Here is a 24501-nt window from a genome sequence, read left to right on the forward strand (position 1 = left end):
TTTTTCCCTGGCCGTCAGTATCGTGCCCACCCATGCCAATAGATTTGGGTATGGCACCCGTCAGGTCAATGCCGCGCGCGGCGATCAGGTTCCAACACTCACCGCGCGTTGCTTTAAGATCGCAGCATAGGCGGCATTGATCGCGGCCATCTTGGCATCTGCGACTTTCTGAAGCGCCGGCGGCGCGCCGCGCGCGATCAGGCGGTCCGGGTGGTTCTGAGAGGCGATTCGCCGATACGCCCGCTTCAGGTCGACATCCGAGATATCCGGGTCGATGCCGAGCACGGTGTAGGGATCGTCCGTGCCGGCGCCGAGATGGGTCCGCTTGATGCGCGCAAACTCGCGTTCGGAAAATCCGAACAGGTCTGCGACGCTCGCCAGGTAGGCTTCTTCTCCTGGCGTGACCCGGCCATCGGCCTGCGCGATGAAGAAGAGCGCATCCAGCACGTCTTCCAGAACAGCCGGATTGGCGCGGAAGCGGCGCGCCAGCCGGCGCGCATAGCCCTCGAAGCCCAACGTCGTCTGCTTGGCCAGGTTGAAGGCACGCTGAAGCTGCGCCTCGAAGCCGGCCGGAGCGCGAAACACCGTGGAGAACGCTTTGACCTCCGAACGTGTTACCTCTCCGTCCGCCTTGGCCATCTTTGCGCCCAGTCCGATCAGGGCCATGGCAAATTCGGCATCGTCGACCGGGTGACCGGGCAGACAGTCGCCATCAGGACACTCGAACGGGTCGGGTGAACCAGTGATACGGTCAGCCAGTTTGCGCCAGAAGTTCATTCGCGTTTATCTCATGGCCCGCGACACGGGTTTTGTGTTTTGACCCATAGCGCCCTTTCAGCAAACCGGAGTTTTTCATGAGCGACCCGTTCGAAGTCTGGATCGACCGTGGCGGCACCTTCACAGATGTGATCGGGCGCAAACCGGACGGCCGGATCGAGGCGCTCAAACTACTCTCTGAAAGCCCCGCTTATGAAGACGCAGCCACACAAGGCGTCCGCCGCATATTGTCGCTGGCCGACGACGAGCCCATCCCGGACGCTGCGCTGGCCGCCGTTAAAATGGGAACGACCGTCGCCACCAACGCCCTGCTGGAGCTGGACGGCGCGAAGACGCTTTTTCTGGTTTCGCAAGGGTGCGGCGACATCCTGCATATCGGCGACCAGACCCGGGCGGACCTGTTCGCGCTGAAGATCGAGAAGCCGGCGCCCCTGCCCGGCCGGATCGTCGAGGTGAGCGGCCGGCTGGACAGCGAGGGCGAAGAGATCGAACCGCTCGATGCCGGGCCCCTGCGCACAGCGTTGAGCCGCGCACGAGAAGACGGCTTCGAGGCCGTCGCCATTGCGCTCCTGCACAGCTATCGCAACGATCGTCACGAGCGCGCGGTGGAAGCGCTGGCGAAGGAAGCCGGGTTTGAGCACATCATCTGCTCGGCCGATGCCAGTCCCCTGATCAAGCTGGTGCCGCGCGCCTCGACCGCCGTGATTGACGCATATCTGACCCCGGTCCTGCGCCGCTACGTCAAGCGCGTGCGTGACGGGCTGGGCAAGACCCCGCTCTATTTCATGCAATCGTCAGGCGGGCTGGCCAATGCCGACGCTTTCCATGCCCGCAATGCGGTCCTGTCCGGCCCGGCCGGCGGCGTCGTCGGCATGGCGATGACCGCGCGCGAGGCCGGGCATGACAAGGTGATCGGCTTCGACATGGGCGGCACCTCGACCGATGTCTCGCGCTTTGACGGCGATGCCTATGCCCGCTCGGGCCAGGCGGAGCTGGGCGGGCGGCTTCTTCGCGCGCCCATGCTGTCGGTTCACACCGTGGCGGCCGGCGGCGGATCGATCCTGGCGTTCGACGGCGAGCGCGTCCGGGTCGGACCACGTAGCGCCGGAGCGGACCCAGGCCCGGCCTGCTACGGGCGCGGCGGCCCGCCAGCGGTTACGGATGCCAATGTGGTCCTCGGCCGGATCCAGAAGGACTGGTTTCCCAAGGTCTTCGGACCGGACAATGACGGCCCGCTGGATGTGGAGGCCGCGCGTGCGGCGCTATCCGAACTCGCCAAGGCGATGGGCGCCGAGAGCACCGAGGCCGCTGCCGAGGGCTTTCTGGCTGTGGCCGTGGAAGCCATGGCCGAAGCCATCAAGCAGATCTCCATCGGGCAAGGAGTCGATCCGCGCGGCTATGCGCTGAACGCCTTTGGCGGCGCCGGTGGCCAGCACGCGTGCAAGGTCGCCGAGGCGCTGGGCATGACCACCGCCCTCATCCATCCCCAGGCCGGTCTCTTGTCGGCGTACGGGATCGGCCTTGCCAAGCTGCGCGAGACGCGCGAGGCGGGCCTCGATATCGCGATGGACGATGCCGCGCTGAAGACGGCGCAGGAGGCGATCGACGGGCTGGAAAGCACGGTCCGCGGCGCGCTGGAAGGCCGCGGCGCCCAAGGCGTGCGCGTGCTCGCCGAGGCGCGGCTGCGCGCGCAGGGCTCCGATACCGCTCTCCCGGTTCAATGGGGCAGCGAGGAGGACATGCGCGAGGCCTTCTCCACCGCGCACGAGCGCCTGTTCGGCTTTGGCGCCGAAGAAGCCCCGCTGGTCCTGGATTCGGTCGGCGTTGAAGCCGAGGCAGACCCGGCCGGGGCCCGGCTCTCCACGCCCAGCCTGCCGGCCCAAGAGGGCCATCCCGAACCGGCCGGAAACGCAGAGATCTACCAGTCAGGAACCTGGCTGAAAGCCCCGGTTTTTCAACTCGATACGCTGGGAGCGGGCGTTCACATCGAGGGGCCGGCCCTCATCATGGATGCCAACCAGACCATCGTGCTCGATCCGGGCTGGACGGCGACGCGCCAGGAGACCGGAATGCTTGTGCTGACACGCGAAGCGGAAGCGTCCGCCCACGAGGCGGGGACCGAGCTCGACCCGGTCACGCTCGCCCTGTTCAACCGCCGGTTCATGTCGATTGCCGAGCAGATGGGCGTGGTGCTCGAACGCACCGCGCACTCGGTCAACATCAAGGAAAGGCTCGACTTTTCCTGCGCGGTCTTCGATGCGGACGGCGGTCTGGTCGCCAATGCGCCGCACATGCCGGTGCATCTGGGTTCCATGTCGGCGAGCGTGCGCGCGGCGATCGAGGCGCATCCCGACCTCGGCCCGGGCGAAGCTATCGCATTGAATGCGCCGTATAATGGCGGAACCCACCTGCCGGACGTGACGGTGATCGAGCCGGTGTGCGATCGCGAGGGAAAACGGCTGTTTTTCGTCGCGTCGCGGGGACATCATGCCGATATCGGGGGGATAGCGCCGGGCTCGATGCCGCCCTTCTCGACCCGGATCGAAGAGGAAGGCGCGGTTTTCGACGCGGTGAAGATCCTCTCCAACGGGCGCTTCGACACGCAGGCCGCGCGCGCGCCGCTGGAGGCGGGACCCCACCCCGCGCGCAATCCGGACCAGAATCTGGCCGACCTCAAAGCCCAGCTCGCCGCGTGCGCGAAGGGCGCCGAAGAGCTGCACCGCCTCATCGAGGAGCACGGGCTGGAGGTGGTCTCCGCCTACATGACCCACGTTCAGGACAATGCCGAACGCGCCGTGCGCCGGGTGATAGGCGCGTTGAGAGATGGCAAGGCGGAGGTGCGCCTGGACGACGGGTCGGTCATCAAGGTGGCCGTCACGGTCGACGGTCAAGCCGGCACGGCTGTCATGGATTTTACCGGTACTTCCTGCCAACTCGGCACTAACTTCAACGCACCGAAGGCTGTTACGCGTGCCGCGGTGCTTTATGTGCTCCGCTGCCTGGTCGACGACGAGATTCCGCTCAACGAGGGGTGTCTCAAACCGATCGAGCTGATCGTTCCGGACGGCTCCCTCCTCGATCCGAACCCGCCCGCCGCGGTCGTCGCCGGGAATGTGGAAACCAGCCAGCTCGTGGTCGACGCGCTCTTCCTGGCGACCGGACGCATGGCGGCCGCCCAGGGCACGATGAACAACTTCACCTTCGGCAATGCCCGCCACCAGTATTACGAGACGATATGCGGCGGGTCGGGCGCGGGCATCTTCGAGGACGGGGAAGGCTTCGCCGGCGCGAGCGCGGTGCATACCCACATGACCAATTCACGCCTGACCGATCCGGAGGTGATGGAACGCCGCTACCCGGTGCGAATCCGCGCCCATGCGATCCGCGAGGGCTCGGGCGGGGCGGGCAGATTCCCGGGCGGCAACGGCTCGGTGCGCCGGGTCGAGTTTCTCGAGGAGATGGAAGCGGCCCTGCTGTCGGGCCGGCGCGTGGAAAGCCCGCCGGGACTGGCGGGCGGCGGCGACGGGGCGCCGGGCAAGGCGCGCGTCATCCGCGCCGACGGACGCGTGGAGGAACAACCCGGCCTGTTCCGCGTCGATGTCGGACCCGGCGATGTCATCGAGATCGAAACGCCCGGCGGCGGCGGGTATGGCACGGCGTAGAGCCCGGCTTGCCTCTCCTGTAATCCCGGGCCGACCGGAAGGGAGAGCCGGCACTGTGTTTACGAGGGGCGGGGTCTGGTCATCGGCGTGAGGCCGTCATCCGACCCTTCGAGGCCCGGCTGCGCCGGGCACCTCAGGGTGAGGGGGATGGGTGACATCGGATGAATATCGTAAATATTTCAAAATCTTATATCCCATCCCCTCCCTCATGCTGAGGTGGCCGCGCAGCGGCCCTCGAAGCATCGGAGGGCGAGCGCGGACCTCTCCCATGAGGCCCCGGCTCTGCGCGCTTCGCGCGTGGCCGGGGGGTCAAGAGAGAGAGCGAGTTCTCAGCGTGGCCTGGGTTTCAGGGAGCCGGGAGGAGACGGTTCACGCCAAGACGGTCTCGCCCTTTCCCTCTCTCTTTCCTGACGCAAGTCAGGACCCAGGGAGAACGCGCGGCCCCCTACGATCTCCTGGGTCCCAGCGTCCGCTGGGAAAGAGGAGGAGCGTATTGCTTGTCTTTCGCTGTCTCCAACGCCCCTTGCCAGCCCGCGCCTTCCCGCGCAAACTCGCCGCACCCACGAATTTGAGCGCGCAGAGCGACGCGCGCGTTGCACAGCCCAAAAGGCGGACCCGTCTGTTTCAGGCGGGGTGTTTCATGGGGTGGAGCGGAGCGATCATGGCGCTGGGCGCTTTAACCCTCTCATGCGCCTGGGTCCATCCGGTCCTCAGCGCGGTTATCAAATACACGGACAAGGGGCCGGCGCGCTATCGCGAGCGGTTCGAGGCGGGGGCTGTGTTTTGGAATTTGATGATCGATGGAGAGTTGGAGTGAGCGGGGTGGTCAAAGTCGTATTGCTGGCCCTAGTTGGCTCGCTCGCCGCTTGCGGCCCATCCGAGCCGCAAGACCGGCTCAGCGTGCATACGGATTTTGCGAATTGGCGCGAGCGCTATCCCGATGCGGACGTGTTCAGGGTCGAGGAGGGCGGAGTTATCTATACGGTTCCGCGCATTTCGGGCCTCGAAGTCGGTGTGCGCCAAGCGGAAGAAGGGACACGCTATCATCTTAGTTTTAGCCTGGAGCGCGATGATCACTACTCGGGACAACCGCTTTCGCCTGTTCGCTTCACATCTGAATTGATGCCCTATTTCAGACGGGCCCGTGAGCTGTTTGTATTTATTGACCGGAATGCAAACCCGAAACTGCGTCCGAACCCAATTCCGCTCATGCAGATCGACGAGGCTTGCCCTGGTCTTTCTTGTGATGAGGCAGTCTTATTCGGCCTCAATAACTGCTCAGTGCCACGACCTGTTCCTCCACGTGGACACTGGCCCCCTACGAATCAGTTCCGCTACGTAGCTATTATAGATGGGGTAGTGGCGACAGCGCGATGTGACGCAGTTGGCGAGCATCGCCTCCAGCCGGAGTTCACCATCATATCTTGCACTGGCACGATCGAGGCAGGCGCATACAGCGCTGGTTACGGGCACAATGAGCTTGTCGTCGCCCAATGCAGCGAAATGGAAGATCAGATACGCGATATCGTCATTAGCTTCAGTGGGCTCGCTGACGTCATTCTAGCGGAGAATTGAGATGAGCTGTCACTCCCCTCACGGCGGGAGCGCTTATAATCTCGCAGGTAAAGAACGGGGACACGCACCTGTTTCCCACCCAGTTCTCGGTCGCGACTCTTTCAAACGAAGGTTTTCGTGCAGCTGGATGCAAGATAACGCGCCGTATGGACGCCGGGCTCGTATCGTCCTTGCGAGGCGTTTCCATTCGATGACGGCACCGTGTCCTGTCCGGGTTCCGGGTCTCGCTTCGCTTGCCCGGAATGACGAGAGCTTGGGATTTTTGAAACCGGTCAAACATGCTCTTTCCCAGCGAAAGCTGGGACCCAGAGATCGTCGCGTGCCGTCATCCGATGATGCCGCCCCGTCCTCTCCTGGGTCCTGACTTTCGTCAGGAAAGAGAGAGAGAGAGAGAGAGAGAGGTTCTGCGCTTGGCCAGGGGTTCAGGGATCGGCGATGGCCCTAGATCGGCATGCGCAGGATTTCCTGGTACGCCTTGATGACCTGGTCGCGGACTGCGACGACGGTTTCCAGCTGGACCTCGGCGGCGGCGACGGCGGTCACGACATCGACCAGCTCGGCCTGGCCGGTGGCGGCCTGGCCGGTGAGATTTTCAGCCGTGGAGATGGCGGCTTCGGTCTCGCCGACCGCATCCATCACCATCGAGCCGAAATCGATGCGATCGGAAGGCTCGCCGCCCTGCAGCGGGTTGGAAGAGCCTGCACCCGTCGCGTTCTGCGCGGCGGCGGCGTAGGCGCGGATGGCTGCGAGATCCATGGGTAGCTCCGTTTTAGAGCGCCGGGTCCGATCCTCTGATCAGCGAGAGCGCTTTGTCTCAGTGTGCGTCGTCAGCCGTTTAGCGGCGCAGAAGTTCCAGCGTGCGTTCCATCATGCGGCGCGTGTTCTCGACCATGTTCATGTTGGCTTCGTAGGACCGCTGCGCTTCCTTCATGTCCATCAGCTCAACCAGGCTGGAGACGTTGGGATAGCGCACATAGCCTTCGGCATTGGCGGCCGGGTGACCGGGCTCGTGCACCAGGCGGAATTCGGAATTATCATCGGCCGCATCGGTCATGCGCACCACTTCCAGGCCGGTCAGCCGGTCGACCTCGGCTTCAAAGACGGGGACCTGGCGGCGGTACGGGTCTTCCTCCGGCGTGCGCCCGGTCGACTGGGCGTTGGCCAGGTTCTCCGCGATGACCCGCATGCGCGCCGACTGGGCGCGAAGGCCCGCGGCTGCGATCTGCATCGTTTCGCTGGATTTATCCATCGGTCAGATCTCCTGATCTATTGGGGCGGGCGCACGGCCATGCGGATCAGCGACAGCGACTTGTTGTAAAGCCCCATCGCGGTCTCAAAACGCATGCGGTTCTCGTTGGCGCTCACCATCTGTTCTTCAAGCACGACGGCATTGCCGTTGATCGTCGTTTCGCTGTCGGGCGCGGACTCGGTACGGAAGCGGCGCGGCGTGGTGATCGGCGTGCCTTCGATGTGCGCCTCGTTGGTCACGGCGGTACCGACCGGCGCCGACGTGCTCATCGTGCGCGAGCGCCCGCGCTGCACGTCTTCCACCGCCTGTTCGAAATCGGAACGCGACACGTCTTCGGGTACGAATCCCGGCGTGTTCGCATTGGCCACATTGTTCGCAATGACCCGCTGGCGCTCGGAGTGATAGCCGAGCGCCTGTTTGAGTACGCCGAGTACGCTGACATCATCCGCGCGCATTCTGAGCCTCTTAACGCTAGCTTGCCCCTCAAACTGGCTGCTTCGCGTTAAGAGCGGATTAACGGAGATTACCGCACCCGCGCGCGTCGAAGGCCTCTGGCTGGCGGGCAAGCGGAGCGGCGTCCTTAACGATTGGCGCGACTCTCGATAAGGAATTCATTAACGCTGACGCCACAAGGTCCGGTTTATCCTTAACACAAGGCAGCACGCCCGTGGACATGCTCGATTTCGCCCGCTACGTGGCCGGTCTCATCCTGGTGCTGGGATTGCTGGCAGGCTTTGCCTACATCCTGCGGCGCGGCTACGCGCAGGGCCTGCTGCCCGGCTTTCCCGGCCAGGGCTCCGTGCGGCGCATGCGTCTGGTCGAAAGCCTGATGATCGATCCGCGCCGCCGTGTCGTGATCGTCGAGGTCGACGAGACCGAGCATGTGGTCCTGCTCGGCGTGGCTGGCGAGACCCTTCTGGACTCGCGGGCGAGCCCGCCCAAGGCACCCGAGTTCGAGCCCGACATGCCGGACTCAGACCCGGCCAGCTCCGACGGCGAAGGGGTGTATTGATGACCCGCCGTCTTTCAATCCTCGCCCTGTTCGCCCTGGCCATCGCGGTCCTGGTGTCGATCGGTGCGCCGGCCAGCGCGCAGGAGCTGAGCCTGGATCTGGGCAGTGAAGGCACGCTGACCGAGCGTGTGCTCCAGCTTATCGCGCTGGTCACCATCCTCAGCCTCGCCCCGTCCATCCTGATCATGACGACCAGCTTCGTGCGAATCATCGTCGTGCTGTCGCTGCTGCGTACGGCCATCGGCCTGCAGCAAAGCCCGCCCAATGCGGTGATGATCTCGCTGGCCCTGTTCCTGACCGCCTTCATCATGGCGCCGGTCTTCACCCAGTCCTACAATGAGGGGATCGAGCCGCTCCTCAGCGGTCAGATCGAGACCGAGGAAGCGTTCCAGCGCAGCGCCCAGCCGGTGAAGATGTTCATGCTGGCCCATACGCGCGAGGACGATCTGGGCCTGTTCTTCGGCATCGCCAATGTCGAACCGGAAAGCCCGGAGGCGACCCCGGTCTATGTCGTGGCGCCCGCCTTCATGATTTCCGAGCTGCGCCGCGCTTTCGAGATCGGCTTCCTGCTCTTCATCCCCTTCCTGATCATCGACCTGGTGGTCGCCTCCATCCTGATGAGCATGGGCATGATGATGCTGCCGCCAGTCGTCATCTCGCTGCCGTTCAAGCTGATCTTCTTCGTGCTGGTCGATGGCTGGCGCCTGGTCACGGGCTCGCTGGTGCAGAGCTTCGAGACCGGCCTTCCGCCGGGCGGGTGACCGCGCGGCCCGGTTCTTTTCTGAAGTCTCCGCCTTGCCGCCAGCGCGCCCCTACCGGGCGAACGGCGCTGACTAGCTCGCCTCTGCGGTCTCGATCAGCTCGTCATCGCGAAAGCGGCGGGTGAAGCCGGCCAGGAAGCTGTCCACCCCATCCATCGACCCCAGTTCGGACACCAGGTCGACGAGGCGCGCGTCGCCGGCGCTGCCGACTTCGCTGGTGATCAGGGAAAAGGCCGAGCCGAATGCCGTCTCGCCCATCTGGCGGGCATAACGTGCCTCCAGACGCTCCACAGAGCTCGTGTCATCGGCCAGGGCATAGGCGATCGCCGCACGCAGAATGTCATGGGCTTCACCCGGCTCAAGCGGCTCGGGCTCGCGCCAGCGCTCGCTATGGACCGCTTCGAACCGGCGTCCGGCCCCGGACCAGTCGCGCATGTCCCAGGCAATGCCGGCGCGAAGGATTTCAGCTTCCGCCGAGCGTTCGCCGCCGATCAGTTCCAAGGCGTGCTCGTGGCGTCCAAGATCGGCCAGAGCCCGCGCCTCGAGCAGACGGCGCGCCTCGACCACGCCGTCGGGCAGGCGCGCAATCCGTGTGCTCTGGATGGTCCGCAGCGCGTCTTCCGGGCGGTTCGCGATCAGATAGAGCCGGGCGAGATCCACCGCGATCTGCGCCTTGGCGTAGCCGGTGATGGCATCGCGCTCCTCGATCTGGTGAGCCAGGAGGCTGGCGGCCTGGTCGAGCAGATCGACCGCTTCGAGACGCGCGGCAATCCGTCGGACGAGCCGGTCGCCCTCTTCGCCCTGCGGCGTCAGGTAATCATACTCATACCACAAGGAAAGCGCATCGAGCGGAGCGAGCGCGTCTGCCTCATTGTCCAGGAAGAGCCGGCGGAAGAGGTCGTCCATATCAGCACTGATCGTACGGGCGATCGGGCCGTCCGGGTGGCGCTGGCGGGCGGCTTCCCAGATTCTGAAAGCTTCGCCATAACGCCCGGCCTGGCCGTAGAGTTCGCCCAGCAGCCGGGCGGTCTCGACTTCGGTCCGGTCGCCGCGCCAGCGATAGCGCAGACTTTCCAGCACTTCGGCGCCCTCGGCCGGACTGATGCGGTCGTTGGCGATTTCGAGCCGCACCTTCTCCAGCAGCGCCGGAACCTGGATCGGTTCGTATTGCGATGTGCCCAGCTCTTCAAAACGCGCGATGGCACGGGCGTGATCGCCGGTCGCGGCGGCCAGCCGGGCGCGCGCGAATTCGACCTCCGCGCGCTGGCGCAGGTCCGCCCCGTCGCTGTCGGCGACGTCGAGCAGGGCGCGGGCCGCGCCGATATCGTTGGTTTCCACCGCCGCGCGCGCCTGGGCCGCGTGCACGCGGCCGCGCCAGGTCGGGGTAAAGAAGAACAGGACGTCCTGCCCTGCCTCGAAGTGGCGGCGTGCATCCGTCCACCGGCCCTGCTCCGCCGCGATCAGGCCCAGCCAGGGCTGGACCGACGCCTCATTGGCGAGCACGGGATTGGTGAAATAGTCCTGAGCCTGTTGATAGCGGCCCATCATGAAGCTTGCGGCGCCACGAAGCGCCAGCATTTCCGGCGTATCGGCCAGCTGCGGACGCGCCTCCTCGGCCAGGTCGGCGACACCCATCGCTTCGGACGCCAGTTGCCAGGAGAGGAAGAAACGGGCCAGCGCCAGGAGCGCATCGGGTTCGAACTGGGAGGCCTGCCGCTCCAGACGGCGGCGCGCCTCGCGGTAATCATCCCCCGCCCGCCAGCCGGCAAGGTCGAGAAAGGCCGGCGAGACCGGCCGCGCCGACACGCGGCCGGTGGACGGGTCTATTCCCCGCGACAGGGCCAGTCCGCCGGGACGGCCGATCACCGCGCCGCCCGGCACGCGGGCAATCTCCAGATCGTCGGCCAGAGGTTCGATCGCAACGCCGTGCGCAGAGGGCAGGAAAACTGCCTCGACCAGGCGCCGCCCGGTGAGCACGCCGCGGTTTTCGCCGGCCGCCGTGATCACGTGCAGCGTGTCACCGACGACCGGATCGCGAATCTCGCGCACCGAGCGCGCGCCCTCCAGCGCTACCGCGATACGCGCCGGCGCATCGAACCTTGTTTCGCGCGTCAGGCGTACGGCCCGCGGCGGCTCGGCGAGCGCTTCGACAAAGCTCACCATCCAGGTACTGCCGGCCGCGCTGACATCGGCCAGGGTCGAGGCCGGCGCCACGAAGCGCACGGCCGTGTAGTCGGGACCGGTCCAGCTTTCATAGCCGGAGATCAGGGACCGGTTCGCGGCATTGAGTTCGCCAAGATCGATGTCGGCGGCGGCATCGAAAACCAGCCAGATCGCATCCGCGCGCCGGAAGACTGCGGCGCCGGGCAGATGAGCCCAGTTGAAGCTGAGCGAGAGCGCATCGCTGGCCGATCGCACAGTGACCGGCACGATACCGCTCTCGGGCACCGGATCGGGCCGGGCCTCCTCGGTGTAAACTTCGGGCGCGTCATCGAGGACGTCCGGCGCGTTCTCACGGGCCTCCGCCTCGGTGGCGGCCGCGGCCTGCGCGTCGGCGTATTCGGTCAGCGCGCCGAGCATTTCCATCGGGCTGGCGGACACAGGATCGAGCAGGTCGAGCACGACGCGGTCCGGCTCCTCCTGCCAGGCCTGGGCGCGCACGCCCGGCTCCAGCCGGAACTCCAGCGCGAACCGGCGCGCGTCGCTCTCGTCGCTGACCGCCGCGACCAGGCGCGGCGGCGTGCCGAGCAGTCCGCCCAGATCGGTCTCGCCGGGCCTCGAGAAGCTCAGTTGCGCGCGGCCTCCCTCGGTCTCCAGCGTGTAGGAGACCTCGTCCTCCCAGACAAATTCGATGCGGGTATATTCGCTGGCCTGGCCCCATTCGATCGTCAGCGGGGTCGGTGGCGGCGGCGCCGCGGCAGCCGCGGCAGCGGCGGCGGCCCGGCGCGCGCGCTCGGCCTCGGCGCGCCGGCGCTCGGCTTCGTAGGACGAGACGATATCGGCCAGGGGCGTGGCGCCGGGCTCCATCAGATCGATGGCGATAAGATTGTGGGAGACCGAGACGCGCGGTGTCACCGAGCGGTTCAAGGCGACCCGCAGGACCTGCCCATCCGGGTCGAGACGCGCGCGCGCGATCAGGCCGGGCGCGGCATTGACCAGGCTCTCCGCGTCGCCGCTGGCCGGTTCGGACAGGCGCGCGATCAGGACCGAACCCGCCACGATCTCCACCTCGGCGGACAGGTCCCCGCCTTCGCTTTCGGGATAGGCCAGCTCCAGACGCGTGACGCCCGTGCCGGTCTCCACCTCGAAACCGACCGGCACCTGCGCGACGGCGCTGGCCGCGGCCAGCGCGGTCAGGCCTACCCCTGCAAGAAGGGCACTCGCCAGGCGAGTGTGCAGATCAGTTCTGGACCGCTTCAAGTTCGGCCTCCAGCTGGGCCACCGTCTCGGGCGGCATGGAGCGGGCGCGCAGGCGGGACGTCATGCTGGCGGCGAACACCGGGTCCATGTCGGCCAGTTCACCGACGATGGCGGCGAATTTGCGGGCATTGCTGGTCTGCAGCTCGCGCGCCACGAGCAGCACGGTATCGGGATCGGTCTGGTCCATCTGGCGCAGGATGATGGCCGCCGCGTCGGGCTCCAGATTGGCGTAGGTCGCGACCAGATCGTCGACCTCGGACTGGCGCTCCTCGTCGAGCTGACCCAGCAGGGTCTGCAACTCGACCTGCAGCTCTTCCATCCGGGCAATGCGCGACTGCACGCGCTGTTCGGCCACTTCGATCAGGCCTTCGCGCGTATCCAGCTCCGTCTCGCGCGCATCCAGGGTGCGGCGGCGTTCGGCCAGCGCGGTGAGAAGCTGGTCGCGGCTGGCCGAGCTGTACTCGCTGATTTCCGACGGCATGGGACGGGACGGACCGGACGGGGCGGTCTCGGGCGTTTCGGCGCCTGCCGCCTCGTCGTGCTGCTCGCCATGCTCGTCTTCGGCTGCGGGCTGGTCGGCAGGCTGGGCCGGTTCGTTCTGCGCGGCCTCACGCGCTTCGGCACGCGATTCAAAGAAGACCGACGCGCCATCGGCGAAGGTCAGCGCTTTCAGAACGAACAACGCTCCCACCAGAAGGGTGATCAGCGCGAGGGGGCGGATTGCCGACATGACCAGAATTTCCTAGCGCAGGGTTTTCAAGGCTTCGAGCAGACGCCCGGAGGCCGGCTCGGCGCTGGCCGGCCTGTCGTCCTGGCGCGGCTCGCGCGCGCGCACCGGCCGGCCGGGCTCCACATTCATCTCGCGGCGGCGCGGGGCCTGGGCGAGGCGCTCGGCGCGGGACTCCCCGGCGCTGGTCAGGATGGAGAGCTCGTCGGCCATGCGGCGGGCTTCCTCGACACGCTGCTTGAGGTCGGCGCCCTGCTCGCGCGAGGCGCGGTCGAGCGCGGCCAGGCTGGCACGCGCGCGGTCGACCGCATCGTTGAGCGCGCCGATCGTGGCTTTCAGCCCGTCCTGGCCGTTGCGCAGCGATTTCAGGCGCTGGTCGACACGCCAGCACATGACCCCTGCGCCGAGCATCAGGACAGCGACAAGACCTTCAAAGATCAGGACGAGCGGGCTCATTGGAACCTCATCAGGTGGCGGCGCGCGGCCGGGGTGAGCGGGGAATCCAGACGAATGCCCACATTATGGTTGAGCCGGCCCATGCGCCCGTGGGTGAGCGGAATCACGCCGCAACGCAATTCAACCGTGCCATCGGGCGGGGTATCGAGCAGCAGGGTGTCGCCGACCTTGAGGTTCATCACGTCGCCGAGCGGCTTTTCCAGCTCGTCGAGCACGGCGGAGACTTCCATCTTGGTCGACCACAGCTCGGTGGCCAGGTGGCTTTCCCAGATATTGTCGCGGCCGAACTTCTCGCCCATGAATTGCTGGAGCAGCATCTTGCGGATCGGTTCGAGCGTCGCGTAGGGCAGCATCAGCTCGATGCGGCCGCCGCGGTCTTCCATGTCGATGCGCAGCTTGACCAGGATGGCGGCGTTGGCCGGGCGCGCGATGGCGGCAAAACGGGGATTGGTCTCGATCCGGTCGAGATCGAACTCAACTTCGGTCAGCGGCGCGAAGGCCTGCTTGGCGTCGGCCAGGATGACTTCGATCATGCGCTGGACGAGCGTGCGTTCGATCGTGGTGTAGGGCCGGCCTTCGATGCGCATGGCCGAGGTACCCCGGCGCCCGCCCAGAAGTACGTCCACGATGGAGTAGATCAGGTTGGAGTCGACCGTCAGCAGGCCGTAATTGTCCAGCTGCTTGGCGCGGAACACCGCCAGAATGGCCGGCAGCGGGATCGAGTTGAGATAGTCGCCGAACCGGATCGAGGAGATGTTGTCCAGGCTCACTTCCACGTTGTCGGACGTGAAGTTGCGCAGGCTCGTCGTCATCAGCCGCACCAGGCGGTCGAAGACGATTTCCAGCATCGGCAGGCGTTCGTAGGAGACCAGCGCGGAGTTGATGATCGCGCGGATGCCCGAGCGCTGGTCCTCGTCGTCATCTGAGACCGAGAAGCCGAGAAGGGAGTCAATCTCTTCCTGGTTCAGGATGCGCTCGGTGCCGCCGCCCCCACCGCCCTGCGGGAGGCCGGGCTCGTCACCGCCGCCGACCATGGCTTCCCATTCGGAGGCCAGATCGTCGCCTTCATCGCCGCCCATGGCGTCGAAGTCAGGCTGGTCGGCGGCGGCGGCCGCTTCCCATTCCGCGGCCAGCGCGTCCTGATCGATATCGTCACTCATGGGTCTGCGTATCCTGCTGCGTGGCGTTCAAGCGTTAGTTCACGACGAGCTGCTCGATCAGCACATCATCGACGCGTGCCGGAGCAATCTCGAGATTCACCCGGCGCAGCAACTCCAGCCGCAGCCGGTAGAACGCGCCCGATCCGACAAGGTCCTCGGTGCGCAGCTCGCGCAGGAATCCCTGGTAGCTGCTCACGATCTCCTCGTGGCGTGCCTCCAGAAGCTGGGCGGTCGCCTCCTCGGCGTAGACGAAGGTGAAACCGATCACCATCTGGTTGCTCGATCCCGTCCCGTGATTGATGGAAACCACCATCGGATCGGGATAGGTCGTCTTGTATTCGGCATGCGCCTCGGCCAGAGCCTGCTCGGCATCGCTGGCATGGGCGCCGCCCTCGCCGGCTTCCCCATGCTCGCCCTCGGCCACCTGGGCCTCGTCCTCGCCGCCGCCCAGGAAGAAGAGCGCGCCGGCAACGCCGCCCAGGATAAGGATCAGCGCAGGCAGGCCGATAAACAGGACCAGCTTGATGAGGCCCGGCTTCTTCTTGCCGCCCTCTTCGCCCTCGGCGCCTTCGCCATCGACCTCTTCGACTTCGTTTTCGTCTGCCATGATCGTCTTCCAGCAAGCCCGGGCTGTGCGCCCTTTGGTTAAGGATTAAGCCAAAACCCGGTTAACGATCCGTTTGGACTGTTGCCCAAGTCGGCAGTTTTTTCCCACTCCGTGCAGTGCCGGGCGCCTTTCTGCCGGGAGAAATTTCCGGCTACCCTCCCAAGTTATTGTTTTTTCTTGCAGTTAACCATGGCACGCGGCTTGCGATAGCTGTGAACCGTGACCCGCTTAAATGGCGGTTCCGGTGTCGACAGCGGCCAGAAAGGACGAAGGCGCCATGGATAACGCGATGATGATCGGCCTTGCCCGCCAGCAAACCTTGCGCCGGGCAATGGAGATTTCAGCGAACAATATCGCCAACGCCTCCACCACGGGCTTCAAGGCCGAACGCGTTCTTCTGGAAACCGAGAACACGACGCGTGCGCGCTCCATCGACGGGCCCAACCGGCTCAACTTCGTCGATGACTGGGGCGTCGGGCGCGACTTCTCGCAAGGCGCGCTGGAAGGCACGGGCCGCCCTCTGGACATGGCCATCGAAGGCGATGGTTTCTTCACGCTGGAGACCGACGCCGGCGAACGCTTCACCCGCGAAGGCCGCTTCACCCTGAACGGCGACAGCGAGATCGTCGCCTCCGACGGCGCGCGCCTGCTCGATGCCGGCGGTCAGCCCATCCGGGTCCTGCCGGACGGCGGCGAGGTTGAAATCCATGCCAATGGCGAAATCACGCAGGGCGGTGTTGCGCTGGGCGTGGTTGGCGTCACCCGCTTTGAAAATATCGGCGAGCTGGAGAAGGTCGGCGACAACCGCTACGCCGCGCCGGAAGACTCCGAACGCGAACTCATGCTCGATGCCGTGGTCCGCCAGGGCTTCATCGAGAGCTCCAATGTCCGCCCGATCATGGAGATCACGCGGATGATGGAAGTCTCGCGCACCTACTCGTCCGTGACCCGCATGATCAATCAGACCGACGAACTCAGCCGCAAAGCGGTCGAGCGTCTCGGCCGTCCGTAATTCGCTAGAAGGATAATCCCATGCGCGCTCTGTCAACAGCCGCCACCGGCATGGAAGCCCAGCAGCTCAATGTCGAGGTGATCGCCCACAATCTGGCGAACATGAACACGACGGCGTTCAAACGTCAGCGGGCCGAGTTCCAGGACCTGCTCTATCAGAACCTGCAACAGGTCGGCACCCAGTCCTCCGACGCCGGCACGATTGTCCCGACCGGCGTTCAGGTCGGCCTCGGCGTCCAGACCGGATCGGTCTACCGGATCACCGACCAGGGCAGCCTGACCCAGACACAGAACCCGCTGGACATGGCGATCAACGGAAATGGCTATTTTCGCGTCCAATTGCCCAATGGCGGCGACGCCTATACGCGAGCGGGCAATTTTTCCAAGAACGACCAGGGCCTGCTGGTGACATCCGAGGGCTATCAGGTCGCCCCGGGCATCAACATTCCCGACGAGGCCCGCTCGATCGACATCAATGCCCAGGGCCAGATCTCCATCATGCTGGATGGCGATCCCCAGCCGCAGATCATCGGCCAGGTCGAACTGGCAACCTTCCCCAACGAGGCCGGTCTCGAAGCCACGGGCGACAATCTCTACATCGAAACCGGCGCCTCCGGAGCGGCAAATATCGGCATCCCGACCCAGCCGGGCTTCGGTCTGATCCGCCAGGGTTTTGTCGAGAGCTCCAATGTCGACGCCGTCGGCGAGGTGACCGCCCTGATCCAGGCCCAGCGCGCCTACGAGATGAATGCGCGCGTGATTTCGGCCGCCGACGAGATGCTCGCCACTTCCTCCAACCTGCGCTGAGGATCGAAACGATGCTACGTTGCACTCTTGCCGCCCTGCTCATCTCGACCGCCTGCGCGATGCCCGCACTGGGCTCGGACGCGCAAACGGTCATCCTGCGCGAACACCCGGCCAGCGACGATCACATCATCACGCTCGGCGATCTGTTCGAGGGTCTGGACGACGAGACCCAAGTGGCGCGCGCCGGCGCTCCGGGCCAGTCGGTGTCGCTGGATCCGGACTACCTGCGCCGGGAAGCCTGGCGCGCGGGCTATGACTGGGCCAATGCGGGCGATCTGCAGCGTGTCAGCGTCTTGCGCGAGTCGCGCAGCGTCCCGGCGAGCACCATCACGCAGATGCTGGAAGAGGCGCTGTATTTCGATACCGGCCGCAGCCACCAGATCAGCCTGTCGAACCGCCAGCTCACCCTGCACGCCCCGCTCGACAGCGAAGGTACGCCGGAGCTGGTCTCTTTCGAGACCGATGCAGCCGCCGGCCTGTTCCGCGCCCAGATCGCGCCCTACCCCGGCGGCGAGCCGGTTCTGGTGACCGGCCGCGCGCAAAGCGTGGTCGATGTACCGGTCCTCATTCGCCCGGTTGCCCGCGGCGAGGTCATCACCGCCAGCGATGTGGAGTGGCTGCGTCTGCCCGCCGACCGCGTGCGCAACGACGCGATCCTGGATGCCGACACGCTGGTCGGCCAGGAAGCGCGCCGTGGTCTGCGCCCGGGCGAAGCGCTGCGCGCCTACGACCTGTCCGCGCCCGTCACGATCGAACGCGGCGAGACCGTCGACCTCATCTACCAGGTCGGGACGCTGACCCTGACCGCACGCGCACGGGCGATGGAGTCAGCGGCCGAGGGCGAGATGGCCCGCTTTGTCAATCTTCAATCGAACCGCACCGTCGAGGCGCGCGCCCATGGCCCCGGCCTGGCCCGCGTCGGCGGCTACGGCGCCGCGTCCTAAGGAGACCCATCTGATGCGACCCACTCTTACCCGGATGGCCCTGCTTCTGCTCAGCGCCAGCACCCTGACCGCCTGCGCCGCGGGCGAACGCCTGTCCTATGTCGGCCAGGCCCCGCCCATGAGCCCGATGGAAAATATCGGCTCGATGAATATGGGCGCACCTAATCCGGCGATTTACGGCTCCCAGGATCCCCAGACGCGACACGTCGCCCAGCTTCGCTCCATCGCCGCGACGCGCGGCCTGGACGCCAATCCGGGCTCGCTGTGGCGGGGCAATGCGCGCAGCTTCTTCGGCGACCCGCGGGCAGCCAATGTCGGCGACATCCTGACGGTGAACATCGACATTTCCGACCGCGCCCAGGTCTCCAACCAGACCAACCAGTCGCGCACCAACGATACCGATTCCAACCTGACGAGCTTCTTCGGCGGGGAAGCGGCGCTCGGCCAGTTCTTCAACGACGCGGTGGATCCCGCCTCCCTGGCCAGCTTCGGTTCGTCGACCGCCACGCAAGGGTCGGGCAGCGTGAACCGGTCCGAGTCCATTTCGTTGACCGCGGCGGCCATCGTCGTCGAAGTCTTGTGGAACGGAAACATGATCGTCCAGGGCCGCCAGGAAGTGCGGATCAACAACGAGGTGCGCGAATTGCTGATCTCCGGCATCGTGCGTCCCCAGGACATCGAGCCGGACAACACGATTGACCACACCAAGATCGCCGAAGCGCGCGTGTCCTATGGCGGCCGTGGCCACATCTCCGACATGCAGCGTCCGCCGATCGGTCAAGAACTCTATAATCTTCTCTGGCCATTCTGATTGACGGCGAAAGTCGGCCGCGTCGGCGCCATCAGCCCGGATCCGGGCTGATGGCGAATCCTGGAGATAGGCATTGTGGACGATCTTGTTCTGGAACGCTCCGAACTAGGTGAGCTGAACGTCTTTTGCGTGAAGCTGATCGGGACCAATCGGTACAAGGAAAGCCGGGCGAACGCGGAGAAGCTCTGCGACCGGCTGGTGCGGGAGAACCGCGCAGGCCTGCTCATGGACTACACGCAATGCACGCTCGATCACACGACCGAGCAGTTTGCCGAAATCGTCACCCTGTTTTCCGCGCGCGTGCCCAAGAGCTGCGTGATCGCCTATGTCTTTGCGCCCGAAAACATGATGCATGCCCTGCTCATGACCAAACGCCTCCACCAGGCCGGTTTCACGGCAGGAGCCTTTCCGGTCTTCGAGAAGGCCGAAGAATTTCTGGAAGAAAGACTTTCTTAACCGCGTCTCTCAACGAAATGCCAACTGCGCCGGCCTAGGGTGTCTCCAGATACAAAAAGAGGCCGCGTCGGTGGGGAACAAGGATTTCAGCTATAGTGGCCGGGTGCTGCCACCCGGCGATATCCTGTATCTGGGTTTGAAGGGCCGAATGTCACCGGCCACGACCCGGCGCAGCGTGCCGCGCGTTCGCGAAGCCCTCGTCAGCCGGGGATTGCGGGCGCTGGTGCTCGACTACAGCCGGGTCAATTTCCTTCACAACGAGGTCCAGTTCGATCACGTCACCGGGCGCCTGGCCCACCTCCTCCCCCGAAATCTGGTCACGGCCGTCGTCTACTCGTCCGCCTCCAAGCCCCATGCGATCATGCTGACGCGGGCCCTGCAGGCGAGCGGCCTGCTGGTCGGGGCATTTGCAAACCGGCGCGATGCCATCACCTGGACGCGGCGCGTGCTGACCCTGCGCGACACCACCGACATTGCGCTGGCGCGCAGCGCCTGAGTTGGGGCGGAGCATTAAAAAAGCCCGGCGCGGGCCGGGCTTTTGACAGTCTGTGCAGATGGCTTTGACTAGTCGTCGCGGTGCACGCGCTCGGAGCGCTCGTGACGCTCCTGCGCCTCTATCGACAAGGTTGCCACCGGACGCGCTTCCAGGCGGGCCAGCGCGATCGGCTCACCGGTTTCCTCGCAATAGCCGTACTCGTCGGTCTCGATCCGGCGCAGCGCGGATTCGATCTTCGAGATCAGCTTGCGCTGGCGGTCGCGGGCGCGCAGTTCCAGCGCGCGGTCGCTTTCAGTGGAGGCCCGGTCGGCAAGATCGGGCAGCGAGCCCATATCCTCTTGCAGATTGGACAGGGTGGACCGGCTCTCGCGAATGATCTCGTCGCGCCAGGCCATCAACTTGCGCCGGAAATATTCCTTCTGGCGCTCGTTCATGAACTCCTCGTCCTCGCTCGGACGATAATTCTTGGGAAGTTCGATTTGCGAGACAGTGACGCTCATCCCTGGGATACTCCTCCCTTGGCACTCCCTGTCTGGAGCGGGCGAAAAATATCAGCGGTTCCTGGATAGTCAATCGGCACAAGCCGCGCGCACTACACTATGACACTGGTGTGAAAATACCGTGTTTTCCACACCTTACCGTTTTGTCACCTAAGCGTGATATTTCGCGAGCTCGACCGCGGCGCGAAGCTCGACTTCATCCAGGGCCGCTTCCAGCCGGGGATCGTCCACGCCGTCGCGTTCGCTCTTGAGCAATTCCATGAGGGCGGAGAGCTTGGCACGGGGGATCCCGCCGTCCAGCAGCGCCATTTTCAGATCGTCGAGAACGTCGAGCAGGGAGAAGGCCCGCTCGGTCGCGCGCTTGCGCGCCTCGCGGTAATCGCCGGCCGCCTGCAGCGTCAGCAGGGCATCGACCGAGTTGATCGCGCTGGCTCCAGACAGGGCGCCGGCCGAGCCTGCCCCCGACGAGGCGCCGGCCGATTGCGGCGCAAAGCCGGAGCCGTCGCCGCCCGAAGACGACTTGCGCTTGGCCCCCGCAGGGCCCTGAAGATGGCGTGGTCCGTTGATTTTCATGGCGTGGACACTCTCACCGCTAATTGTGCTGCAGCCTGCTTAATCAGTCTTAAGAAGAATTTAAACACCCGGCCTGACCCGGCAATTCTTTCCGGGCAAATCCCGCCCCGGCAGGATTCGCCGCCGGCACTGAAAACCTATCCAATTGATTTTCATCGGCATTTCTTCCATTAACCTTGGCACGGTTCTCGCATCCGGTTCGATGTGCTGATTAACACGCGCGGAGAACCGCCTGCCATGATCCGGATTATCGCCCTTCTTCTCGCTGCTGTCCTCACCACGGCTGCAGCTCACGCCAACCCGCGTATCAAGGATATCGCGGATGTGGAGGGCGTCCGGGACAACCAGCTGGTCGGTTACGGCCTGGTCGTCGGTCTCGACGGGACGGGCGACACGCTGCGCAATACCGCCTTCACGCGCCAGTCGCTCAACTCCATGCTGGAACGCTTCAACGTCAATGTGCGCGAAGCCGATCTGCGCACCGGCAACGTGGCCGCGGTGATCGTGACCGCAGAGCTGCCGCCCTTCTCGATGCAGGGCACGCGCATCGACGTGACGGTCTCCGCGCTCGGCGATTCCGACAGCCTGCAGGGCGGGGTGCTGGTCGCCACGCCGCTGATGGACGCAGCCGGCAATGTCTACGCCGTGTCTCAGGGCTCGATCGCGGTGGGCGGGTTCGCCGCCGAAGGCGACGCGGCCTCCATCACGCGCGGCGTGCCGACGACCGGACGCATCGCCAACGGCGCGCTGATCGAGCGCGAGCTGAATTTCGACATGAGCGGGGCGCAAGCGATTCGCCTGGCGCTGCGCAACCCCGACTTCACCACGGCCCGGCGCATGGCCGAGGCCATCAATGCCTTTCTGGGCGGCCGGGTCGCCGAGGCGCTGAACCCGTCCGTCGTGACGGTCTCCCTGCCCGCACAATACGGCTCCGGCATCGTCGGCATGATCTCCGACATCGAGCAGCTGCGCGTCCAGGCCGACATGCGCGCCCGGGTCGTCATCGACGAGGCCACCGGCACGATCGTCATGGGCGAGAATGTGCGGGTGTCGACCGTGGCCATCGCGCAGGGCAATCTGACCATCACCGTCTCCGAAACCCCGCAGGTCGTGCAGCCGGGCGCCTTCGCACCCGAAGGTGAAGCCGTCGTCGTGCCGCGCACGGAAGTCACCGTGGACGAAGGCATGAGCCAGCTGGGCCTGATCGAGGAAACAGTCTCCCTGCGCGAGCTGGTCGACGGCCTCAACGCGCTGGGCGTCAGCCCGCGCGACATGATCACCATCCTTCAGACCATCAAGGCGGCCGGCGCGCTGCAGGCCGAGATCGAGGTACTGTAACATGGACGGTTTGCTGAACGGACAGGTCAATGCCGCCCTCCTCCAGAGCCAGGCTCAGGAAGGACCGCGCGTCAACCGGGTCGAGACGGCCGAACAGGCCCGCCAGGTCGGCGAGGAATTCGAAGCGGTCTTCCTGGCCCAGATGCTCGAGCACATGATGGGCGAGAGCACGGAGGACTCGATGTTCTCCGGCGCCGGCCAGGGCGCCTGGAAAGGCATGCTCAACGAGGAATACGCCAAGGTCATGGCCAAGGCCGGCGGCATCGGCCTGGCCGACGATCTGGCCCGCGAAGTGATGCGCTATCAGGATATCGGAGAAGACCAATGAGTGAACTGGCTGCCAACACACCGCTGGAACGCGCCGAGGCGCTGCTGCGCCTGACCCGGCGTCTGACCGAATTGCTCGATGCCGAAACGGCCTGCTTCGACGCGAAGAAGCCGCAGGACGCCATCCCGATGCAGACCGAAAAGCTGCAGCTGGCCAATATCTACCGGCGCGAGACGATGCTGGCGGCCAAGGATAACAGCCGGCTGGCCGGCGTCGGCGATGCGCTGAAGAACGAACTCCGCAGTGCCACCGAAACCTTCGAGGCGGCAGTGCGCCGCAACGGCGCCGCGGTCGAAGCGATGAAGGTTCTCACCGAAGGCGTGGTCAAGGCCATTGCCGACGCGGCCGCGCGCCAGAAGCGCGAGGAAGCCGGCTACGGGCCCGGTGCACAGCAAAGCGGGCGCATCGGCTCCATGGCGCTCAACCAGAGCGCCTGACGCAGCGGCCGGTTTGACATCTCCTCCCCGGGCGTTCGACAGTAGCGCCAACCTGAAAATCAGGACTCTAAGGGGAGATCATCCATGAAAATCGTCAGTGCCGCGATCGCGGCCGGTCTTGCGCTGTCTGCGAGCAGCTTCGCCCAGGACTCCGCCGGGGACACGCTCACCGTGATCCATGCCGGACACCTTATCGCCGTGCCCGGTGAACGCGTCCGCGAGAACGCCTCCATCCTGGTGCGCGGCAACCGGATCGAGTCCATCGAAGACGGTTTCGTCACCCCGGACGGGGCGGAGATCATCGATCTTTCCGACGACTGGGTGATGCCCGGCTTCATCGACAGCCACGTTCACCTGCTGTCCCAGCAAGGCCCGCTGCGCCGGTTCGAAGGCTTCATCCTGAACCCCGCCGACATGGCGTTCAACGGCGCGGCCAACGCGCATACGACGCTGCTGGCCGGCTTCACGACGGCGCAGGATGTCGGCGGCAATTTCGAAGCGATCACCGCGCTGCGCGACGCCATTGAAGATGGCGACGTGCCCGGCCCGCGCCTGCGCGTGTCCGGCCCCTCCGTCACGCCGACCGGCGGACATGGCGACATCAACGGCTTCGCGTTTGACGTGATGCACATGTTCAGCTCCGAAACCGCCTGCAACGGCCCGTCCGATTGCCGGCGCGCGGTGCGCGAACTGGTGCGCGGCGGCGCGGACGTGATCAAGATCACCGCCACCGGCGGGGTGCTGTCCGACACGGCCGCGGGCGTGGAGCGTCAATTCTTCAATGACGAGCTGGACGCCATCGTCGAAGCCGCGCACCTGATGGGCCGCCGCGTCACCGCGCACGCCCACGGCGTGACCGGCATCAATGCCTTCCTGGAAGCGGGCGGCGACTCGATCGAGCACGGCACCTATCTCGACCGGGATTCCATCCGTCTGTTCCGGGAAAACGGCGCCTACCTGGTCCCGACCGTGATGGCAGGCGAGTTCGTCGCCGATCAGGCCGAGACCGCAGACTGGATGACCGACAACCAGCGCGCCAAGTCCCGCGAAGTGGGACCGCAAATGCTGGAAATGGCGCGCCGCGCCCACGAGAACGGCGTGCCGATCGCGTTTGGAACCGATAGTGGCGTCTCCGCGCACGGCGACAATGCGCGCGAGTTCGAGCTGTACGTGAACGCCGGCATGACCCCGATGGAAGCGCTGACCACCGCCACCGTCAACGCCTCGCGCCATATCCAGATGGACGATCAGATCGGCACGCTGGAAGCAGGCAAGCTCGCCGACATCGTGGCCGTCGACGGCGATCCGACGGAGAACATCTCCGAACTGACCGATGTCGACTTCGTCATGAAGGACGGCGTGGTCTATCTGAGCGAGTAATCCGACGTGCCGAA

26 protein-coding genes are annotated in these 24501 nt (G+C 65.5%); 15 read left to right on the plus strand and 11 right to left on the minus strand.

What is annotated here, in order from left to right:
• Positions 1-84 precede the first annotated feature (84 nt).
• Complete coding sequence (locus E5162_RS06640; protein ID WP_135944208.1) at positions 85-777, minus strand: molecular chaperone DjiA; 693 nt, start codon at positions 775-777, stop codon at positions 85-87.
• Positions 778-854: 77 nt separating this feature from the next.
• On the opposite strand from E5162_RS06640, the gene E5162_RS06645 reads away from it, so the two are divergent.
• The 3 genes from E5162_RS06645 (at position 855) to E5162_RS06655 (ending at position 6014) form a co-directional block, all read left to right on the plus strand.
• Positions 855-4439 carry a hydantoinase B/oxoprolinase family protein gene (locus E5162_RS06645; RefSeq protein WP_135944210.1) on the plus strand — a complete coding sequence of 1195 codons (3585 nt, stop codon included), beginning with the start codon at positions 855-857 and terminating at the stop codon, positions 4437-4439.
• 661 nt (positions 4440-5100) lie between these two features.
• Positions 5101-5256 carry a hypothetical protein gene (locus E5162_RS14745; RefSeq protein WP_158291223.1) on the plus strand — a complete coding sequence of 52 codons (156 nt, stop codon included), beginning with the start codon at positions 5101-5103 and terminating at the stop codon, positions 5254-5256.
• Positions 5253-6014, plus strand: a complete 762-nt coding sequence (locus E5162_RS06655) for a hypothetical protein (protein ID WP_135944214.1) — start codon at positions 5253-5255, stop codon at positions 6012-6014. The genes E5162_RS14745 and E5162_RS06655 overlap by 4 nt, the downstream gene beginning before the upstream one ends.
• Before the next feature lie 441 nt (positions 6015-6455).
• On the opposite strand, the gene fliE is transcribed toward E5162_RS06655, so the two are convergent.
• The 3 genes from fliE to flgB all read right to left on the minus strand — a co-directional run bounded on the left by fliE (position 6456) and on the right by flgB (position 7718).
• The gene (fliE, locus tag E5162_RS06660; RefSeq protein ID WP_135944216.1) at positions 6456-6770 is read right to left on the minus strand and encodes a flagellar hook-basal body complex protein FliE; all 315 of its coding nucleotides are present in this window, start codon (positions 6768-6770) and stop codon (positions 6456-6458) included.
• A 79-nt stretch (positions 6771-6849) separates the two neighbouring features.
• A complete protein-coding gene (gene flgC / locus E5162_RS06665) occupies positions 6850-7263 on the minus strand; it encodes a flagellar basal body rod protein FlgC (protein WP_135944218.1) in 414 nt (137 codons plus the stop codon).
• Between the two features lie 17 nt (positions 7264-7280).
• Positions 7281-7718 carry a flagellar basal body rod protein FlgB gene (flgB, locus tag E5162_RS06670; RefSeq protein WP_135944220.1) on the minus strand — a complete coding sequence of 146 codons (438 nt, stop codon included), beginning with the start codon at positions 7716-7718 and terminating at the stop codon, positions 7281-7283.
• Between the two features lie 218 nt (positions 7719-7936).
• Here flgB and E5162_RS06675 point away from each other — a divergent pair, with 218 nt between their 5' ends.
• The gene (locus E5162_RS06675; RefSeq protein ID WP_135944222.1) at positions 7937-8275 is read left to right on the plus strand and encodes a FliO/MopB family protein; all 339 of its coding nucleotides are present in this window, start codon (positions 7937-7939) and stop codon (positions 8273-8275) included.
• Positions 8275-9036: a flagellar type III secretion system pore protein FliP gene (gene fliP / locus E5162_RS06680; RefSeq protein ID WP_135944224.1), complete on the plus strand. Its 762-nt coding sequence runs from the start codon at positions 8275-8277 to the stop codon at positions 9034-9036. Before E5162_RS06675 ends, fliP begins: the two co-directional genes overlap by 1 nt.
• Before the next feature lie 72 nt (positions 9037-9108).
• On the opposite strand, the gene E5162_RS06685 is transcribed toward fliP, so the two are convergent.
• Genes E5162_RS06685 through E5162_RS06705 form a run of 5 tightly spaced genes read right to left on the minus strand, consistent with a single transcriptional unit; the run spans position 9109 to position 15406 of the window.
• Positions 9109-12456 carry a tetratricopeptide repeat protein gene (locus E5162_RS06685; protein ID WP_135944225.1) on the minus strand — a complete coding sequence of 1116 codons (3348 nt, stop codon included), beginning with the start codon at positions 12454-12456 and terminating at the stop codon, positions 9109-9111.
• Complete coding sequence (locus E5162_RS06690; RefSeq protein WP_135944227.1) at positions 12437-13186, minus strand: hypothetical protein; 750 nt, start codon at positions 13184-13186, stop codon at positions 12437-12439. The genes E5162_RS06685 and E5162_RS06690 overlap by 20 nt, the downstream gene beginning before the upstream one ends.
• 12 nt (positions 13187-13198) lie before the next feature.
• A complete protein-coding gene (locus E5162_RS06695; protein WP_135944229.1) occupies positions 13199-13639 on the minus strand; it encodes a DUF6468 domain-containing protein in 441 nt (146 codons plus the stop codon).
• Entirely contained in the window at positions 13636-14799 is a 1164-nt protein-coding gene (gene fliM / locus E5162_RS06700) for a flagellar motor switch protein FliM (RefSeq protein WP_135944230.1), read from the minus strand. The genes E5162_RS06695 and fliM overlap by 4 nt, the downstream gene beginning before the upstream one ends.
• Positions 14800-14833: 34 nt before the next feature.
• Entirely contained in the window at positions 14834-15406 is a 573-nt protein-coding gene (locus E5162_RS06705) for a flagellar basal body-associated FliL family protein (protein ID WP_135944232.1), read from the minus strand.
• A 277-nt stretch (positions 15407-15683) separates the two neighbouring features.
• On the opposite strand from E5162_RS06705, the gene E5162_RS06710 reads away from it, so the two are divergent.
• From E5162_RS06710 to E5162_RS06735, 6 genes are all read left to right on the plus strand, one after another.
• A complete protein-coding gene (locus E5162_RS06710) occupies positions 15684-16418 on the plus strand; it encodes a flagellar hook-basal body complex protein (RefSeq protein ID WP_135944234.1) in 735 nt (244 codons plus the stop codon).
• A gap of 20 nt (positions 16419-16438) precedes the next feature.
• A complete protein-coding gene (flgG, locus tag E5162_RS06715; RefSeq protein ID WP_135944236.1) occupies positions 16439-17224 on the plus strand; it encodes a flagellar basal-body rod protein FlgG in 786 nt (261 codons plus the stop codon).
• Between the two features lie 11 nt (positions 17225-17235).
• Positions 17236-18168, plus strand: a complete 933-nt coding sequence (gene flgA, locus E5162_RS06720) for a flagellar basal body P-ring formation chaperone FlgA (protein ID WP_135944237.1) — start codon at positions 17236-17238, stop codon at positions 18166-18168.
• Between the two features lie 13 nt (positions 18169-18181).
• Entirely contained in the window at positions 18182-18979 is a 798-nt protein-coding gene (gene flgH, locus E5162_RS06725; protein ID WP_135944239.1) for a flagellar basal body L-ring protein FlgH, read from the plus strand.
• A gap of 75 nt (positions 18980-19054) precedes the next feature.
• Positions 19055-19435, plus strand: a complete 381-nt coding sequence (locus E5162_RS06730; protein WP_135944242.1) for a hypothetical protein — start codon at positions 19055-19057, stop codon at positions 19433-19435.
• A 70-nt stretch (positions 19436-19505) separates the two neighbouring features.
• Positions 19506-19931: a hypothetical protein gene (locus E5162_RS06735; protein ID WP_135944244.1), complete on the plus strand. Its 426-nt coding sequence runs from the start codon at positions 19506-19508 to the stop codon at positions 19929-19931.
• A gap of 68 nt (positions 19932-19999) precedes the next feature.
• Here E5162_RS06735 and dksA read toward each other — a convergent pair whose 3' ends face one another.
• Together dksA and E5162_RS06745 are read right to left on the minus strand one after the other, a co-directional pair.
• The gene (gene dksA, locus E5162_RS06740) at positions 20000-20431 is read right to left on the minus strand and encodes an RNA polymerase-binding protein DksA (protein ID WP_135944246.1); all 432 of its coding nucleotides are present in this window, start codon (positions 20429-20431) and stop codon (positions 20000-20002) included.
• Positions 20432-20581: 150 nt separating this feature from the next.
• Positions 20582-21004, minus strand: coding sequence for a flagellar assembly protein FliX (locus E5162_RS06745; RefSeq protein WP_135944248.1), 423 nt, complete (start codon positions 21002-21004; stop codon positions 20582-20584).
• 237 nt (positions 21005-21241) lie between these two features.
• On the opposite strand from E5162_RS06745, the gene E5162_RS06750 reads away from it, so the two are divergent.
• The 4 genes from E5162_RS06750 (at position 21242) to E5162_RS06765 (ending at position 24487) form a co-directional block, all read left to right on the plus strand.
• Entirely contained in the window at positions 21242-22342 is a 1101-nt protein-coding gene (locus tag E5162_RS06750; protein ID WP_135944250.1) for a flagellar basal body P-ring protein FlgI, read from the plus strand.
• A gap of 1 nt (position 22343) precedes the next feature.
• A complete protein-coding gene (locus E5162_RS06755; protein ID WP_135944252.1) occupies positions 22344-22670 on the plus strand; it encodes a rod-binding protein in 327 nt (108 codons plus the stop codon).
• Complete coding sequence (locus tag E5162_RS06760) at positions 22667-23107, plus strand: flagellar basal-body protein FlbY (RefSeq protein ID WP_135944254.1); 441 nt, start codon at positions 22667-22669, stop codon at positions 23105-23107. The genes E5162_RS06755 and E5162_RS06760 overlap by 4 nt, the downstream gene beginning before the upstream one ends.
• 84 nt (positions 23108-23191) lie before the next feature.
• A complete protein-coding gene (locus E5162_RS06765; RefSeq protein ID WP_135944256.1) occupies positions 23192-24487 on the plus strand; it encodes an amidohydrolase family protein in 1296 nt (431 codons plus the stop codon).
• Positions 24488-24501: the final 14 nt, after the last annotated feature.

This window comes from Marinicauda pacifica (assembly GCF_004793635.1).
GTDB lineage: Bacteria > Pseudomonadota > Alphaproteobacteria > Caulobacterales > Maricaulaceae > Marinicauda > Marinicauda pacifica.

What these genes read in the sequence shown, in the direction of transcription:
- E5162_RS06695 (WP_135944229.1), bottom strand. Translation starts at nt 13,639, where the DNA reads ATGAGCCCGCTCGTCCTGATCTTTGAAGGTCTTGTCGCTGTCCTGATG.
- E5162_RS06640 (WP_135944208.1), bottom strand. Translation starts at nt 777, where the DNA reads ATGAACTTCTGGCGCAAACTGGCTGACCGTATCACTGGTTCACCCGAC.
- E5162_RS06760 (WP_135944254.1), top strand. Translation starts at nt 22,667, where the DNA reads ATGAGTGAACTGGCTGCCAACACACCGCTGGAACGCGCCGAGGCGCTG.
- fliP (WP_135944224.1), top strand. Translation starts at nt 8,275, where the DNA reads ATGACCCGCCGTCTTTCAATCCTCGCCCTGTTCGCCCTGGCCATCGCG.
- flgG (WP_135944236.1), top strand. Translation starts at nt 16,439, where the DNA reads ATGCGCGCTCTGTCAACAGCCGCCACCGGCATGGAAGCCCAGCAGCTC.
- E5162_RS06755 (WP_135944252.1), top strand. Translation starts at nt 22,344, where the DNA reads ATGGACGGTTTGCTGAACGGACAGGTCAATGCCGCCCTCCTCCAGAGC.
- E5162_RS06705 (WP_135944232.1), bottom strand. Translation starts at nt 15,406, where the DNA reads ATGGCAGACGAAAACGAAGTCGAAGAGGTCGATGGCGAAGGCGCCGAG.
- dksA (WP_135944246.1), bottom strand. Translation starts at nt 20,431, where the DNA reads ATGAGCGTCACTGTCTCGCAAATCGAACTTCCCAAGAATTATCGTCCG.
- E5162_RS06710 (WP_135944234.1), top strand. Translation starts at nt 15,684, where the DNA reads ATGGATAACGCGATGATGATCGGCCTTGCCCGCCAGCAAACCTTGCGC.
- E5162_RS06690 (WP_135944227.1), bottom strand. Translation starts at nt 13,186, where the DNA reads ATGTCGGCAATCCGCCCCCTCGCGCTGATCACCCTTCTGGTGGGAGCG.
- flgC (WP_135944218.1), bottom strand. Translation starts at nt 7,263, where the DNA reads ATGGATAAATCCAGCGAAACGATGCAGATCGCAGCCGCGGGCCTTCGC.
- E5162_RS06675 (WP_135944222.1), top strand. Translation starts at nt 7,937, where the DNA reads ATGCTCGATTTCGCCCGCTACGTGGCCGGTCTCATCCTGGTGCTGGGA.
- flgH (WP_135944239.1), top strand. Translation starts at nt 18,182, where the DNA reads ATGCGACCCACTCTTACCCGGATGGCCCTGCTTCTGCTCAGCGCCAGC.
- E5162_RS06745 (WP_135944248.1), bottom strand. Translation starts at nt 21,004, where the DNA reads ATGAAAATCAACGGACCACGCCATCTTCAGGGCCCTGCGGGGGCCAAG.
- fliE (WP_135944216.1), bottom strand. Translation starts at nt 6,770, where the DNA reads ATGGATCTCGCAGCCATCCGCGCCTACGCCGCCGCCGCGCAGAACGCG.
- E5162_RS06645 (WP_135944210.1), top strand. Translation starts at nt 855, where the DNA reads ATGAGCGACCCGTTCGAAGTCTGGATCGACCGTGGCGGCACCTTCACA.
- E5162_RS06765 (WP_135944256.1), top strand. Translation starts at nt 23,192, where the DNA reads ATGAAAATCGTCAGTGCCGCGATCGCGGCCGGTCTTGCGCTGTCTGCG.
- flgA (WP_135944237.1), top strand. Translation starts at nt 17,236, where the DNA reads ATGCTACGTTGCACTCTTGCCGCCCTGCTCATCTCGACCGCCTGCGCG.
- fliM (WP_135944230.1), bottom strand. Translation starts at nt 14,799, where the DNA reads ATGAGTGACGATATCGATCAGGACGCGCTGGCCGCGGAATGGGAAGCG.
- E5162_RS14745 (WP_158291223.1), top strand. Translation starts at nt 5,101, where the DNA reads ATGGCGCTGGGCGCTTTAACCCTCTCATGCGCCTGGGTCCATCCGGTC.
- E5162_RS06750 (WP_135944250.1), top strand. Translation starts at nt 21,242, where the DNA reads ATGATCCGGATTATCGCCCTTCTTCTCGCTGCTGTCCTCACCACGGCT.
- flgB (WP_135944220.1), bottom strand. Translation starts at nt 7,718, where the DNA reads ATGCGCGCGGATGATGTCAGCGTACTCGGCGTACTCAAACAGGCGCTC.